This is a genomic window from Chitinophaga tropicalis (assembly GCF_009758205.1).
Classification (GTDB): Bacteria; Bacteroidota; Bacteroidia; order Chitinophagales; family Chitinophagaceae; genus Chitinophaga; species Chitinophaga tropicalis.
Map to the genome: position 1 here is coordinate 1,346,967 of NZ_WRXN01000001.1, position 16,238 is coordinate 1,363,204.

14 protein-coding genes are annotated in these 16,238 nt (G+C 44.3%); 4 read left to right on the top strand and 10 right to left on the bottom strand.

All coding sequences use genetic code 11. The features are described 5' to 3' along the window. Nucleotides 1-113: 113 nt before the first annotated feature. From GO493_RS05735 to GO493_RS31405, 3 genes are all read left to right on the top strand, one after another. Complete coding sequence (locus tag GO493_RS05735; RefSeq protein WP_157305134.1) at nt 114-1,259, top strand: multiubiquitin domain-containing protein; 1,146 nt, start codon at nt 114-116, stop codon at nt 1,257-1,259. Between the two features lie 2 nt (nt 1,260-1,261). Beyond that, nucleotides 1,262-2,650, top strand: a complete 1,389-nt coding sequence (locus tag GO493_RS05740) for a ThiF family adenylyltransferase (protein WP_198315498.1) — start codon at nt 1,262-1,264, stop codon at nt 2,648-2,650. Between the two features lie 130 nt (nt 2,651-2,780). After that, a complete protein-coding gene (locus tag GO493_RS31405; RefSeq protein WP_394350709.1) occupies nt 2,781-2,963 on the top strand; it encodes a DUF6527 family protein in 183 nt (60 codons plus the stop codon). 36 nt (nt 2,964-2,999) lie between these two features. Here the strand turns inward: GO493_RS31405 and GO493_RS05745 are convergent, their stop codons facing one another. The 8 genes from GO493_RS05745 to GO493_RS05780 form a co-directional block, all read right to left on the bottom strand. Continuing rightward, nucleotides 3,000-4,523 carry a hypothetical protein gene (locus GO493_RS05745; protein WP_157305136.1) on the bottom strand — a complete coding sequence of 508 codons (1,524 nt, stop codon included), beginning with the start codon at nt 4,521-4,523 and terminating at the stop codon, nt 3,000-3,002. A 15-nt stretch (nt 4,524-4,538) separates the two neighbouring features. Continuing rightward, a complete protein-coding gene (locus GO493_RS05750) occupies nt 4,539-4,733 on the bottom strand; it encodes a hypothetical protein (RefSeq protein WP_157305137.1) in 195 nt (64 codons plus the stop codon). Nucleotides 4,734-5,348: 615 nt separating this feature from the next. Next, nucleotides 5,349-6,608 (bottom strand): site-specific integrase, encoded by a 1,260-nt coding sequence (locus GO493_RS05755; RefSeq protein WP_157305138.1) that lies wholly within the window; start codon nt 6,606-6,608, stop codon nt 5,349-5,351. A gap of 291 nt (nt 6,609-6,899) precedes the next feature. Beyond that, nucleotides 6,900-7,316 (bottom strand): response regulator, encoded by a 417-nt coding sequence (locus tag GO493_RS05760; RefSeq protein ID WP_157305139.1) that lies wholly within the window; start codon nt 7,314-7,316, stop codon nt 6,900-6,902. Next, nucleotides 7,300-8,436 carry a sensor histidine kinase gene (locus tag GO493_RS05765; protein WP_232538744.1) on the bottom strand — a complete coding sequence of 379 codons (1,137 nt, stop codon included), beginning with the start codon at nt 8,434-8,436 and terminating at the stop codon, nt 7,300-7,302. The genes GO493_RS05760 and GO493_RS05765 overlap by 17 nt, the downstream gene beginning before the upstream one ends. A 29-nt stretch (nt 8,437-8,465) precedes the next feature. Beyond that, nucleotides 8,466-10,592 carry a sensor histidine kinase gene (locus GO493_RS05770; protein WP_157305140.1) on the bottom strand — a complete coding sequence of 709 codons (2,127 nt, stop codon included), beginning with the start codon at nt 10,590-10,592 and terminating at the stop codon, nt 8,466-8,468. Between the two features lie 103 nt (nt 10,593-10,695). Beyond that, nucleotides 10,696-11,400: a hypothetical protein gene (locus GO493_RS05775; RefSeq protein WP_157305141.1), complete on the bottom strand. Its 705-nt coding sequence runs from the start codon at nt 11,398-11,400 to the stop codon at nt 10,696-10,698. A gap of 64 nt (nt 11,401-11,464) precedes the next feature. Next, nucleotides 11,465-12,568 carry a ThiF family adenylyltransferase gene (locus GO493_RS05780; RefSeq protein WP_232538745.1) on the bottom strand — a complete coding sequence of 368 codons (1,104 nt, stop codon included), beginning with the start codon at nt 12,566-12,568 and terminating at the stop codon, nt 11,465-11,467. A 398-nt stretch (nt 12,569-12,966) separates the two neighbouring features. On the opposite strand from GO493_RS05780, the gene GO493_RS05785 reads away from it, so the two are divergent. Beyond that, nucleotides 12,967-13,704 (top strand): superoxide dismutase, encoded by a 738-nt coding sequence (locus GO493_RS05785; protein WP_157305143.1) that lies wholly within the window; start codon nt 12,967-12,969, stop codon nt 13,702-13,704. 80 nt (nt 13,705-13,784) lie between these two features. On the opposite strand, the gene GO493_RS05790 is transcribed toward GO493_RS05785, so the two are convergent. Further along, entirely contained in the window at nt 13,785-15,410 is a 1,626-nt protein-coding gene (locus GO493_RS05790) for an ArnT family glycosyltransferase (RefSeq protein WP_157305144.1), read from the bottom strand. Nucleotides 15,411-15,500: 90 nt separating this feature from the next. Further along, on the bottom strand, nt 15,501-16,163 hold the full coding sequence (locus GO493_RS05795) for a phosphatase PAP2 family protein (RefSeq protein ID WP_157305145.1): 663 nt from the start codon (nt 16,161-16,163) through the stop codon (nt 15,501-15,503). Nucleotides 16,164-16,238 lie beyond the last annotated feature (75 nt).

A 16,238-nucleotide genomic window follows, 5' to 3' on the forward strand; every position in this document is an offset into this window, starting at 1 on the left:
TCACCAATTAAATATTTATAAGTACTCACTCTTACAAAGCGTTGATTTACAGCGTGATAGCCGGAAATATTTCCGGGTGCTAAATTTTAATGATTAATTTTTAAAATTTTGTTATGAGTAATTTAATTGGTGGGCATCAGCATCGCCCAGCTTTCTCTGTCATCATTGATGGCAAACATTACGAATTCGATCAGTCCCATGTGACTTCGTTGGACATATTAGAAAAAGCGAACAAGAACCCTCCGGACTGCTATTCAGTTTATAAGGGTCTGGAAGGTTGTGATTTTGAGCTCATCCGGCCTGACGAGGTGGTTGACCTGCGCGAGATCGGTCATGAGAAGTTCAGTATTAAAGCACCGGTCGTATTTAATTATTTAGTCAACGAAGAACCTGAAACCACTGACCTGGCGCAAATGACTCCGCTGCAGATCATGCAACGCGCGGCCATTGATCCCGCAAAAGAGTACCTGGTACGTCTTTTCCCTGATAAACCAGAGCTGGTTTTAGCGTGGCATCTGGATACATCCTTTGATATGGTTTGCAATGGCATGAAGTTCGTCTCCCGCCCCTGGGTGGATGTGGCAGACATCGAGCAATTCGGAAAAACTTGTCAGAAAGTACCGGTGGCCAGACAGTACAAAGTAAAGATCCAGAACAAATATCACCTGGTGGATAACCCATATCTATCGGTCCAGCAGGTGATCTTGTTAGGCGGCAAGCCGGATCCAACCCGGTGGGATGTCCTGAAGTTCCTAAGTAACCAAGCAGATCCGGTAAAGCTACAGCCTGGTGATGTAATCGATTTGCTCCAGCCGTGTATACTGCACTTTGTTTTGCAGCCCAAACAGCAGACAGAGGGCAGGGAATTAAGGCGTCAGTTTGCTCTGCTGCCCGATGATCAGGAATTCTTAAACCAGCAAGGTCTCCCATGGGAGACTTTGCTGACGCCTCAAGGGTATTGCCTGTTGATAGAGGATTTTCCTATCCCAAAGGGTTATAACGTCGATAAGGCAAAGGTAGCTTTGATCATTCCTCCCACCTATCCAGCCTCTGAGATCGACATGGCTTATTTCTATCCTGTGTTAGCCCTTCTTTCTGGAAGGCCGATAAAAGCACTGACCGAGTATATGATTGGCCAACAGTCCTTCCAGAGATGGTCCCGCCACCGTGGGCCTGGAGATTGGCAACCTGGGGTTGACAACATTGCTACACATCTGCATCTGGTAAAACAATGGTTACTGAAAGAAAAAAACAGCTGACCATGAGAAAGGTAAAAATTGCCGGTTTGCATTACGATGAACTAAAGACCCATTTGTTTCCCGGCGACAATAAAGAGGCTGTAGCTGTAGCTCTCTGTGGACGCAGTCAACACGAGCAAAATCATACACTAACAGTGATGGAGTTATTGCTGATTCCTTATGACAAATGCGAGGAACGGACGTCCGACAGAGTGACCTGGCCCACTGCAATGATTAATGCGTTGGTTGGAAAGGCTCAAAAGGATAATCTGGCTATTTTAAAAATTCACTGCCACCCTGGTGGTGGTGATTTTTTTTCAGGCTATGATGATATCGCTGACCATGATTTATTTGAGCATCTGTTTGCCTGGCTACAAACGGATCTGCCTCATGCAAGCTGTATCATGCTGCCAGACGGCAGATTATTTGGCCGTTTTTTTGGACCTGATCTTAAGCCGCAGCCGATCCAGAAGATTACAGTGGCAGGAGCTGACATCCAGGAGTGGTATTACGATCATGGCATGTCTCTAGATGAGCACATGCACCGCCGTAATCTGCAGGCTTTCGGCAAAGGAACCATGGAAAGGCTCAGTCGAATGAGGATTGGTGTGGTGGGGTGCTCTGGCACGGGAAGCCCGGTCATTGAACAGTTAAAGCGGCTGGGGGTGGGTGAATTGGTAGTAGTAGACCCCGACTACGTGGATGTGCATAACCTGAACCGGATTATTGGCACCACTCGACAGGACGCTTTAAGCCAGGTAAACAAAATTACTGTAGTAGAAAGAGAGGTTGAAAAGGTAGGCTTCGGAACCCATGTCATTGCTTTTGCCAGGGACATTGTTGACCGTGATGTGGTGAAAGAATTGTCCCAGTGTGATGTGTTGTTTAGCTGTGTAGACGGGGTGGAGGCACGGCATGTACTCAACCTTATTTCCACCTTCTACCTGGTTCCCTTACTTGACCTGGGGGTCAAACTTGATGCTGATGGAATGGGTAGCATTGATGGCATTTATGCCTCTGTACACTATATCCAGCCGGGTGGGTCTAGTTTGCTCAGCCGGGGTCAGTACACGCTGGAACAGCTGCGAGCAGCCTCCATCAAGCGAGCAAGTCCGGAAGAGTATCACCGTAACGAGTACCTGGCTGCGGTAAACGAGGACACCCCTGCGGTCATTTCAGTGAATATAATACCGGCTGGCTATGCTGTCAACGAGTTGTTGGCTCGTATCCATGCATACCGTTTTGTCGCCAGTCAGGATATTGATACAATTCGCATCCATTTCAATCTGGTCAAGGTACTGCATGAAAGGCATCCGTCCCCTTGCGCTTTTTTTAGCAAGTATCTGGGCTGGGGTGATCGGGATTTATTGTTAAACCTTTTGGAACTCGGCGATGATCAGAACGATGATTAAGGCTTGGCGATTCTTTCTTGGAAGGAACGCCCCTCGATACCGATCTCAGTTTGTAGCTGAGCTACCAGAGCGTCTTTCGCCCAAGATTGTATACCTGCAGACACACATGGAAGTTCCATGGCAAGCGGTGATGATGTGCCCTTGTGGGTGCCGTGAACAAATTCATCTGAACCTGGTAGGTAAATATCGGCCATGCTGGTCTTGGAGTGTAGACAAAAAGCGTATCACGCTATCGCCCTCCATATGGAGGACGGCTGGTTGCTGTAGCCATTTTTTTCTAAGACGAGGTCAAGTGCAGTGGTGTCATCATTGAGGACGATTACAACAAAGGGGCTTTATGCCCCTTTGTTTATATTGTTTCTCGTAAAAGCCATTTTCGATACAATGAAGCACTTGGTTTGTCGTAATAATCAGAGAGTAGGTCTTCATTGTTTTCAATAAATGTATGCAATTGTGTTTTGAGTACTTCAACAAAGGTCAGAACACGTAATCCGACCATGCCTGTGATGACTCCTGTGGCATCGAAAGTAAAATCCACCAGTCGTTCTTTGCCACCATAACACGTCACCACCCAAATAAATCGGGGCAATGACTGCGTGATCAAACCCAGAGTAACATCAGCGTCCAGCCTTAGGTTTTTGACTTCTCTTTTGTAATTCTCACTATATTCCAACCGGATGTCCCATGACCATCCTTTTTTGGCCTTACTTTTCAGGAATTGCGTAAAAATACCGTGCAGAGCCACCACAATGCATTTAATATCCTCATAGTTAATGCGGATCTTGGGATATAGGCTTACAATAACATCAGTGGCATAAATAAGGCTAGTAGCACCTTTTATTTCATTCCACGGAGTGACCAATTGGCGTTCATCTTGGAATTTGATCCGGGCAAATGGTCCCCACTGGTCATCGTGAGCATAAAGCCGGTCAATGTTATCGGAAGCAAATGCTATTTTGTCTCTACTGGGATTTTCACTAGGACCTTGATGGCGGTGCCCCACTAACGTGATGGCATGATATTGCCCCATTACTTGCAAGATCACAATAATGGGGATACCAATGGAGGAGTAGGCACGAACCAGTTCTTTCAAATATGAATTGGTCGTAATTCCGTGGTTATTTTCATCCATTTCTGTATGCAAGACTTCGCAAACTAACCCGGCCCGTTCGATAGCCTGGCAAATTTGCAACACACTTAGTCCTTTGTTAGGGAACAGTCGGCTGCCATCCTGCGACATCTTATCAGCGTCCCGGGTGATCTCGCTGGGTGATTTGAGAGAGGATTGAGTATCGTGGAATACTTTGCTTAAAGTAGACCAGATTGCGGTAGTAGCACAGGCTGCAGTTACTTTATCCTGCTCCTGGAAGACCAACGAACGAATTACCCTTTTCACACCGAAAACATGCACCGTATAATCCTTGAGGCCCCAATAATTACGTCCGGTAAATCTATCTGAATGAGGGTAGGTCTTTAAAATGGTAGTGCCTATCACTGTAACGGGAATTGGCTTGACAACGATGTAGCCCAGATAGTTGTCCCAAAATGCATCCTGTTTTTTGGGGTCGTTGCTCAGCAGGATATTTCGGAATTGCTTATCCGAAAATTTATTCTTAAACAGGTGTACCCGTTTACAGACTTTTTTATACGGTTCAAAGCATAGTGAATAGTAATCGGCATAGTCGTGTAGATAGTCTTTGCTGATGTAGTTCTGTTCAATGACGATGGTTTTGGCGTTCACTTCCGTTCGTGGCCGCAGATAATGCATTAGGTATACAAAGTGGGATTTGCCCTTGATGACCTCTGGGGGAGTGATATCGGTGGATAAGGCTTGGGCAAAATTATCCGCTGAAAATTCGACTACATCAAACAAGTGCGTGAGCTTTAGTTATAACTTGACAACCCGCTTTAGGGATTCAGGGTTGCTTTCTTTTTGCTGCATTATTTGTTTTTGCATTTGACGGGCAGTCTCAATTCCTTTTTTCACATCCGGGTTGTTCTTGTCTACTTTGCCGGTCTGCCAATTGCCACCTTGCTTAAGGAAGGTGGAATGCCCATTTTTACTAGTATAAGTGTTTGTCATGGAACAATTGAGAACTAATTAAAGGGGCGTAAAATCTAATAAAATAGATACTGTGATGATATTAAAGGTAGGCATTTTATGAAAAAGATCAAAGAATAGTAATAAAAAATTGCCCCTATGTATTATTGACGGTTAATGGAGGGGGCGACATTCCCAATAAGGATGGGATTTGATTAAGTCGCTAACGGCAACGTCCGGCTATTCATGAAAAACAACTATTTCGGAGAGTGTTTCCCTCGCTTTCGGCGGCTAATCCGCATCATTGGTCCCTTTTTAATTGATTGGTCACTTGGGCAGGAAATGACATTATTTTCCTGCGAGTATATCCTATTATCTTTAAGGTAGGTTGCCGCACCTTTTAGCAGACTCTCTGTGGTGGGTTGATCAATCATACCCATAGCATGAAGTATTTTGGCCTGATATTGCAGGGCGCCATAGCACGTTTTATTCGTTGTATGACAGATATGACTTGCCTTAAAGGTAGCCAGGTAGAGTTCAATCTCTGCCTTCCTTTGAGGAGTCAGATCCAATGGTGTTGGCCCAAATATGCAGGATTTACATTGCGCCTTATTGCAATTGTCTGGATGGAGACGGTTCTGACTCATATGACTTACATTATATTACCGCTTCTAAGGTATCGGCTACCTCGTCATCAAAATCAAGGGCTTCTGTATATATCCTTGTCTGCAATTCAGTTTCGTGGCCTAGCGTTTCCTGGATGAACTTCATATCGACTCGTTTCTTCAGCAGGTGGGACGCAATAGCATGCTTCGCAACCTTAGTAGTAATATGTTTGGGGCATTTGATCATTTTTTCCAGGTCGAGTAAATCTTCATTGACGTCCCGAAGGGCACTGATAATTCTTTGTTTTATCTTTTTAGCAGTGTCATGTTTGGAAGTGATATACGGTAGTATATAACCGCCATCACTTTGCAGAGGGTAATTTTCAAAATATTTTAAAATGGCCACTGCCTTGGGATGTAATTTAAAATCGTATTTTCTCCCTGACTTTTGGCGGCGATACTTCAGCCGGTTACCTGCCCAGTTTTCTCCTTTTTTAAGCAATGCAGCATCACAAAACTCCATGCCGCGGGTATAATAAAGTAGAAGAAATACATATCTTGAACGATTATGCCTGCTCGATATATCAAGTTTTAGGCCCCATAAGGCGTCAATATACTTCTTTTCAATTGTGCGTTTTCTGGATTCAAATCTTCTGTAAGGCTTAAATTCAATATGAAACTTTGGGTGATGCTTCTCTGGGCAGAGTTTCTTTTTCTGAGCAATATTCCATATCCTGTAGAAAGTTCGTAGATATACAGAAATGCTACTGTCTTCCGGAACGGTTTTCTTTAAGAACTTCTCATATGCCTGAAAATCCTCCTTAGTAAAAGCCGTAAATGCCTTGTCTGTCTTTATCACTTTTTTTAAGGAGTTTCGACATGACACGAACACCGATGCTGTTCCTGGACGGTCCTCTTCGAAGCACTCTTCGATAACCTGTTGGGTAAATTCATAAAATTTTTTGCGGGAGGCCGGCTTTTCATACTGAGGCTTTGATTTCTCTTTAACCTTCTTCTTTATATCCGCGAGGGTAAGGAAGTCATCCCCATTCTCTAAAGATTTGCGGATCTCGAATTTCACGTCATCCTTTAAGGAGTTTGTCTTATCGAGGATTGCCTGGTATTGTGGATGGCTATCAAGTAAGACATCCTTTTCCGAATCCCAATAGGACTGACTAGAGTGGAATCCTGTGGTGAGGTATTTTCGGTCCCCTGCGCAGTAAAGCTGTAGATAAATCGGGAATGATCCGTTTGCTTCCGGGTCGCTATAGACCCACAACTTGAGGCTAAAAACTACATCTTCAACTCTCATATCACTTTCACTTTATAAGGCGAATATAACGGAATTAAGCAGACGAACAGCCCCTAAAACTAACAAATTACTAACAAAATGACATGTTATTCCATGAAACCTAAAAAACTCAAATGAAACATAAGTAGTTGATAGTCAATTTATATGTAAATTCTGTGAATCAAGATAGATCCTAATATTATGACATTTTTACTGCATGGCATGCAAGAGGTCACCGGTTCGACTCCGGTATCCTCCACAAAAAAAGGGAACATTGTAAAATGTTCCCTTTTTTATTTCCTGCAATATATTTTATTCATTCCTGAATATTCCCGCAATAGTGCTGGTCAGCTCACTGGCCATTAAAGGCTTTTTAAGCAACTTCACAACAATAGGATTGGCATGGGTACGGCTTATATCTCCATAATCCAGTGAGGAAGATACCATGATGACATGACACTGCGATTTGATCTTCGACGGATAACTGTGGAAGGCTTCAAGAAACTCAAACCCATCCATCTCCGGCATCTGTATATCCAGCAGAATAACGGTAGGAGGTATACGGGGAAGAGAAATGTTGGACGACAGGAATTCCAGCGCTTTGTTGGCGTTGTTAAAAGAAAGCACAGTTCTGCTGATCTGTTGAATAGAGATAAGTTTCTCATGCAGCATCAGATCAACCTCATTGTCATCTATCAGTATTATTCTTAAATCAGGTATCGAAATCATTTCTGTTTGGGATGCTTATTTCAAATTGGGTACCTTCTCCATACTTTGATTCTACATTGATCGTACCGCCAATTTTATTCAGCGCTTCTTTTACTATGTAAAGCCCAATACCGCTTCCCGGCTTGTTATTGTTCTTTGAGCGGAAAAACATCTTGAAGATGTTGTTCAGGTGTTCACTAAGAATGCCGATACCGTTGTCAATGATGAACATAGTGGCCTTATGCGGCTCTACCTTTACCGAAAGTTGTACCATAGGATGCGTTTCATCGGGCTTCTGGTATTTTACAGCATTGGAAATAAGATTATTCAGTATAACACTGATACGGAAAGTATCTCCCTTAAAATCTACCGGCTGCTCTACATCCACCTGGAACTTTATAGACGTGTTCTGGTGTTTGAAAGATGAGATACAATCATTGATCAGGTGATTAAAATCTATTTTCTCATATTCCACATCCAGCCGTGAATTACGGTAATACTCAATGATCTTCTGGATAAAGCCGTCCAGCTTCTGGATACAGGTCTCTATCATATTAATGTAACCGTTAGGATCAGTTACAGAATTATCCAGCCTGCTCAGGTTGATAATACCTAATACAGACATAAGCGGAGAACGGAGATCGTGAGATGTGGAATAAATAAAACGGTTCAGCTCATCGTTGATCTTCTCCAGTTCAATGATCTTTTCCTTGAGTTGCCGGCGGGTGGTATAGATCTCGTATGCGTTGTTAATGGTCCTTTGCAGCTCATGTTCATCCCATGGCTTTTTGATATACGAATAAATATGCCCTTTGTTGATGGCATCGATGATATCTTCTACATCAGTATAGCCGGTAAGCAGGATACGCATGGGGTCCGGCAGGGTGTCCTTTATTTCATTAAAGAATTCCACCCCGGTAGAAACCGGCATTTTCTGGTCCGCTATGATGATGTGAACATCAATGCTTTTCAACAGCTGTTTGCCCTCCTGGGCGGAATTGGCGGTGTAAATTTCATAACTTCTGCGGAAACTGGCTTTAAAAGCATTGAGGTTATGAATTTCATCGTCAATATACAAGATTCTGATACGGTTCTCTTTCATCCATTTTCGTTTTGTGCGCAGTACGATGTCTTTTTTCAAGACAAAATGGATCTACTGCGTGGGTATATTTAAGACGCTTGAACGGGTATGCTCATTGGTAAATATATAATAAATTCTGCACCTTCTCCGGGGGCAGTGATTACTTCTATACGACCATGATGTTTTTCGATAATACTGAATACAATGGACAGCCCCAACCCGGTACCTTCACCCACATCTTTTGTAGTAAAGAAGGGGTCAAAGATCTTTTCTTTCACCTGCTCTGTCATACCGGGGCCGGTATCCCTGATACTGATCACTGCCTGTCCGTTGTCTTCCGAGGTGGTAATGGTAACAGATTCTTCTTTTTCATGATTGTCTGACTGGATGGCATTAAAAGCATTGGTCAGTATGTTCATGAATACCTGGTTGATCTTCCCTGCGTAACACTCTATTTTAGGCAGTGAGGCGTAGTTTTTTATAACCTTTACATTAGGGGGAATGCTGTTACGTAGTAACACCAGGGTACTGTCAATACCTTCATGGAGATCTACGGATTTGATATCACTTTCGTCCAGGCGGCTGAAAGTGCGCAATCCTTTAACGATCTCGGAAGTACGTACTGCACCGTCTTCAATACCCTTAATGAGGGAATCTATCTCTTCATGAATATATTCCAGGTCTATCTGCTGTTTAAAGGCTGTGATCTCCTTAAGCGCCTGCTGCATATCCTTCTGTGCCGGCAACTCTTCATACTTTTCAAGCAAGGTGCGGATATCCTGTATGTCCAGTTTAAGCGGCTTGATATTGGACGTGACAAAGTTGATAGGGTTATTGATCTCATGGGCTATACCCGCTGTAAGCTGACCCAGGGAGGCCATTTTCTCCCTTTCTACCAGCTGGGTCTGTGCATCCTTCAGGTTTTTCATAGCCACGCTCAGCTCTTCATTGCTGGTGCGCAACTCTTCTGTGCGTTTATTAACCTTGTCTTCCAGGATAACGTTCTGCTCCCTTACCAGGCGTTCGTTTTCCTGGGACGCTTCCAGTGCTTCCGCCTTAAATACGTTGATCTTATGGGCCAGTGCAAAGGACAGCAGCAGCACTTCCAGGCCGGAGCCTATCTGCAGGGCGTAATAGGTAAATTCATTGTATGGCAGCAGGTTCATATTGCGCAATACAAATACCATTACGCTGACCAGGAATATACTCCATGCCAGCAGGAAATACCTGGCAGAGCTATAACCCATACGGCTCATTCGGACAGCTACATAGAGCACAGCTCCTGAAGCGCCGGCAGCCACCAGTTGTACCCATACCTGCGCCACGATATACTGATCAAGGAAGGTAGGTATGAAGCAGCCCGTATAGGCGATCAGTAATATGTTAATGAGCCGGTGACCGGGTTTGTAATATTCTTTGGTAAGCAGGAACTGTTGAATGAACCATAAGGCGGTAAGCCCGTTAAAAATAGGCACCAGCGCGGTAGCATGCATGGCCAGCCAGGGGCTGCCCGGATAAAGGAAGCGGAAAGAGTAGCCCTGCAGGGTAGCCTGCGTCAGCCCTACAAAGAGGTTATAGGAAACGTAAGACAGATAACTCTTGTCTTTCGTGGACAGATAGATAAACAGGTTATAGAATGACATGGCCAGGATCAGCCCTACATAAAGACCAAAGATAAGCTCACGGTAATTGTTCTTATTGGAAACCTGCTCTTTCGTACCCACGTAAATAGGCAGCTGAAGCTGTTCCCCAGCCCGTACTTTCAGGTAATATTCCCGGGTACTGTTCAGCGGTATGGAAAGCGGGAAAATGTAGTTCTGATGGTCTACCAGCCTGTTAGCGTACCGGGTAAATTCTCCCAGGCGTGTAGTCTTATAAGTACCGTCCTGTTGGGTTTCATATAGTGTAATATCGTCTATGGTAGGGTATTCCACTTCCAGCATCAGGTTGGTCAGATCAGACTGGTTACTGATAGTGAACCTGACCCAGTAAGTATGCGCGGTGATAAGGAGATTAGGTACATTATCTTTTGACGGTGTGAATGTCAGGCTACGTACCTGGTTGATATCCAGATGATTGGTTTTGTCTGTATAGATCTCCAGGTACTTGCCTATCCTTGACAGGGGCATGTCCTTATGGTAAATAAAGGGGGCTGCCGCCTGCGTTTGCAGGAAGCCAGGGAGTATAAACAGGAATAAAGCCAGAAAGCGGAACATGCGTTAAATTTATAGAAAATTCACCGTTCACTCTTCATCTATAATGTTTCAGTTTGGCCTGAAGGGCCAGACTGCCTCTCATCAAAAAGTTCAGACTGATACACTACCTCTTCACCTTTGAATATTGATAATCGGTTATTTCGAGATTGTAATTTACTTCATAAGAGCCTTTCGGACCCACTTCGATTTTGGTTTGTATCAGATGTTCCCGTAAATCATAGATCAGTTCCCGTTCTTTGGGGTCTGCGTGCTCCAGGGTATTGACGTCGTTAATGACCATTGCGGTGGCAATGAAGTCATCTTTGGGGTAGAAGAAAGTGCCTTTATCACCCAGGGACTCATCAATTACAAATCCTACTCTTTTCCCTATACGGGTGGTGATAGGGGCGCATAATACATGGAAGTTATCTATAGGCAGCTGTGCTGCCAGTACTACGCCGGCCCTTGCCAGTACCTGGCTGCCTATTCCCATACCGGCTACTTCCTTGGAGTTCCACATGGCGCAGATCTCTGCACTGCCCTGTTTGATAGAGGCATATACTTTAGGATCGTATTTGCCTATGGCCGTTTCTATAGGTAACGGCAGTACGCCGTCTGCCAGCTGAACACGTGCACCACCGTATGTTTTGGTACGTGTTTCATCTTCCACTATGATCACTATGCTATTTTCATGCTGCATCCAGTCCGCACTGCCGGAAGTGATTTTGGCGATGCCAAAATATATTTCCAGCAGCCGGAGGTGGCCGTTATAAAATCTAAGGCAAGCCTCTGGATCGTCCGGTGCTCTAAATGCCCTTACTGTAATCATGATATTGCATGTGGGTGCTCTTCAAGAATTCGATTGCAAAATGATATCATTGTCCCAGGATCTTCTAAACGATTATCTGTTCAAAATCCACGTAATACCTGCCTGAGCTTTTCAGCTGGTCCAGCAGGATCCTCCTGCAGGTATCGGTAACAACGGCACCTCCCAGTACTACCGAGGATGCCAGCTGGGGCCAGGTAGTAATTGTTTTGCCGATCTGACCCAATGAATATTTCATACGGGCAGACATATCATCAATAGCAACCATAGGGCGTAAGATGGGTAGTTTCTCTGCATCTGATAGGCCCTGCAGGTGCTTAAGGTCCACATCAGGAATAAAGCCATGTAATAGTGGCCGGTCCGGTTCCAGGTCAAAACGCTCTACATCAACCATTCCTCTGTCATTGGTATCCATCACAACAGGTATGCCTAATGCTTTAGCTTTCACCCTGCTTAGTATTTTAATATCTAAACCATCACATTCTTCTACCAGTATATCCAGGTTTCCTCCTTTGGTAAAGAAATCGTCAAGGTTCTCTTCTGTGGCGCCATCCATATAGGTTACTACTTTAATAAAAGGGTCCAGTTCTGCAATTTCACGCGCTGCTACAATTACTTTTGATACCTGGATACTATGAATGCCAGTACGGATACGGTTCATATTGGTGAGCTCCACCTTGTCAAAGTCGGCCAGCCGCAGCTCCCCGCAAACGCGTTCCATAGCGAGGGTCAGAGCAATGGACTGTCCTACTGACAACCCGATGATGCCTATCTTCCGGCTTTTCAGCAAAGTTATCTCTTCGTCAGTAATTTTTTCCTTGTTCCGGCTGGTACGAAGCTCTATAAAGTCATCCTGATCCACAATATGTACCAGGCGTTCCGACCACGGATAATATACCCATACCCCAAATGCATAGATAGGAGTATCTCCGACATATTCCCTGACCGTTTCTTCGTATTCTTCCGGGGTAAGCTTCCTGGTAGGATTACGGATTTTCATCAGTTCCCTCAGCTGGGAATAGATCTGATCATATACCCGGATATTTGGATTTTTTGCCAGTAAGGCTGTTAATGCTTCATAATCTTTCTGTTGATCCAAATAATATAAAACGGGCGTATGAACTTCCGTTTCGTCCTGTTGTTTTTTGATGTATTGCTCTAATTCTGTCATCTTGCCTGGCATAAATTTTTTGAACAATGAATGGAAATCTCAATGGTATAATGCTATGGTCAATATATTTTAAAGGCATAAGGCCCAATAAAAGGTAAGCTAGTGAATTGACTACATATTTTAGATGTTTAACATATAGTCTGGGATAAAATTATTTTTATGTTCAGAATAAAAATAAACGTTAAAGTTTCACATGAAAGCGTATGGTAAAATAACAATTAATTTCAAAAGATTATGAAATGTTACAAGTTATTTTCCTGAGAATGTGTCTTTTATCAAAAGCCACCCGAAGGTAGAACTCATTTATGAAATAAAATTCTATAATATTGGTGCAGATTTTGCTGCCTTCCGATACGTTATTTCACTAAAGTTCTTTATCATTTTAATGCCTAAAATATATGAATAAGAGAGAATTTATTAAGCTGGCAGGCCTGGCAGGCGTTGCGGCTCTGAGCAATCCGACAGGCATTGTTGCTGCACCTTCTACCCGGGGTACCCGCCGCGCAGCCGCCAACAGTCCTAAAGCGCCGTTCGAAGTTCCTGCACTGCCGTACGCTTATGATGCCCTGGAACCAAATATTGATAAAACAACAATGGAGATACACCATGATAAACATCATGGCGCTTATGTAAAGAACCTGAATGACGCAATTAAGGGCTCTGCGTACGAAAGCCTCACATTAGACGAGATACTTGCCAAAGTAAAGCCGGAGGATAAAGCTATCCGTAACAACGCCGGCGGTCACTATAACCACTCTCTGTTCTGGACATTATTATCCCCCCGGACAACAACACCCTCTGATCAGCTAAAAGCAGCTATCAACAGCAGCTTCACCTCATGGGAAAAATTCCAGGACATTTTCAGCACTGCCGCCAAAGGCGTTTTTGGTTCCGGCTGGGCCTGGCTTATAGTTACGCCGGGTAAGAAGCTGTCTGTTGTGTCTACACCCAACCAGGACAACCCGCTGATGGACAATATCGTGAAAGAGAAAGGAACGCCTATCCTGGCACTGGACGTATGGGAACATGCATATTACCTTAAGTATCATAACGTACGCCCTGATTATATCAAAGCGTTCTGGAATGTGGTGAACTGGAATGAGGTAGATAAATTATATAAAGCAGCTATTAAATAGACTTTAAGCCGCACGTAGCTTCAAAAAGCTCCGCTCAACAAAAAAGCTTTTGCCTTCGGCAAAAGCTTTTTTGTTGAGAATTATTTACGTTTAAAGAAGACAAACCCATTTTTCTCTCCTATCACCTGGAGGTTAGGATGATACCTCCATTTATCAGCGTTATTAATGCGGCAGATAAAGTAGGTTGGCTTATCTACCGGGCCATTCAGCAGCCACTCCTTGTCATAATACTTCTTATTGGCCGGAGGCAGCTTTTTGGTATAAAAAAGATGTGCATAACTGTGATAGCTCAGTACCTGTACATAATCGTCCTTACCCACAAAAGACTTGAAGAAATCGATAGCAGCGCCTTGTGAAAAGCGTTCAATCTTGGGCGTGAAATGTACGATAGTGATCTGTATAGCCAGGATGGTGCTGAAGAAAACAGTGAGTATGCCCGCCTGTTTCTTACGGCTGAAGAGCAGTACTGCACCTATAACAATAAGCAGCATATATACGGCGCCGTAGGCAGATTCCCATAATGACCAGGGCACCTGCGCTTCCAGGTTGGCCCGTGCAAAACGGTCGCCTATATGCGGAATGAGCTCGCTCTTATAAACTCCAACCACAGGCAGCAACGTGATGGCCAGGCCAATTATAAGGCCTGTGATCAATATTATTGCCGTGATCCAGCCGCGTAACTGTAACTTACCTTCCGCAATACGGTAAATCTGCCATGCAGCCAGGAAGCTGAGCGGTAAATAACAGAGGGAAGAGTAGTGAACTATTTTTGTTTCCACGATAGAGAACAGGATCAGCACTACCCAGAATAATACCCACATCCATACTATAAAGTCTTTTATTTCCAGTGCGGCAGAGCCTGTATAGATAGATTGCTTCTTACGGCCACGCAGGTAGGAGAGAAGGAAGATACTGGCAGGGAAACATCCCACCAGCAATACTATCCAGTGATAAAAGAAAGAACCGCCATGCCCGGCATCCGGAGTGGTAAGCAGTCTTACCTGGTAGGAAATGAACTCGTTCACGAACCACCATCCATGGGCAATGATCTCGTAACCAAACCAGAGGGAAGTGGTAACGAAGGCGGCCAGCGTTATCAGACCTACATGTACCAGGCGCATCCCGATCCTGAATTTTTTGCAGGTCCAGTATACCAGCAGGGTGAGAATACTTACCAGTATAGCTACCGGTCCTTTGGTCAGCACTGCCAGTCCCAGGAAAAAACCGCTCAGTATGGCCATCCTGGATTGTTTGGGTACATAGTTTATACGGAAGGCGCAATAGATGGCCAGGAAAATAAAGAAGTTGAATGTAGGATCTATAATACCGGACTTAAAATAGAAGTGAGGTAACCAGGAACCTGCATAGGCCAGTGCCCACCAGAGACCCAGACGGGCATCCGCCAGCTTTTTACCGATACCGTAAAGTGTTACCAGTGTTGCAACACCCAGGATTGCATTGGGGAAGCGGGCAGCAAATTCGTTGACGCCGAAGATATGCATGCTGATAGCCTGCAGCCAGATGAAGAGCGGCGGCTTCTCCCAGAAAGGCCTGAAGTCGATCTGCACCTGCGAATAGTTATGACTTACCAGCATCTCCCTTGCAGCTTCAGCAAAGTTGATCTCGTCCCAGTCAAACAGATGTACCGCTCCCAGGAAGGGTATAAACAGGATAGCAGCCGCAATGGCAATCAACAGGTATCTCATTCCTTTTATCTTATCAGTTGATCAGTTAAGTATTGTTGTTCCCGCTGTTAATCAGTGATGCTTGACTCAGAATCAACAAAAGTAACTAAATCATGTAAGACCCACGATTGCTTCCGGACAAATTTCAGGTGAAGATTTAAGAGTACGCTGATGGAACAGGGTATAAACCAGGAAACTGCATAAGGTCCCGATAATGCTGCCCACATATACGTCTACAAAGAAGTGTTGTGCAAGATAGATCCTGGACCAGGCTGCCAGCAGGGCAAGGCCCATAAATAAAATGCCTGTTAATTTATTGTTACTGATCAGCGCCAGGAAACAGAACATGGCAAATGCCGTGGTTGTATGTCCTGAAGGAAAGCTGCAGCTGCCGTGTACAGTAACCCATTTTACGGTATGTACCAGGTAGGAGTCTTCCCCGAAGTATTTAATTGGTCTGGGCTCATTAAAGTAGTGCTTGGCTATCTGTACTATCAGGGTAGTCAGCAATAATACAGATGCCGCAGTCAGGAACAGCTTATATTTCCTGAGCAGGAGAATAAAGGCCAGCATCACACCAAAGGTGATACCATCCCCGATATAGGTTACTCCGGTCATGATCACATCACCCCAATAGGAATGTCTGCTGTTAATAGCCAGGAATAATTCTTCATGCGTAAAAACCATTTGTAATAATGCTCCTGTTACAATCCATATCAGGAACGGCAGAAAGAACCATGCGTTCTTTCCGAACAGTGTAATAAGCGTTTTCAAATGTTGTGTTTTAAGTTGTAGGTTATATAGTAAGCCCCGCACGTCAGCTATTAAGGTAACTGACCATTAAGGACG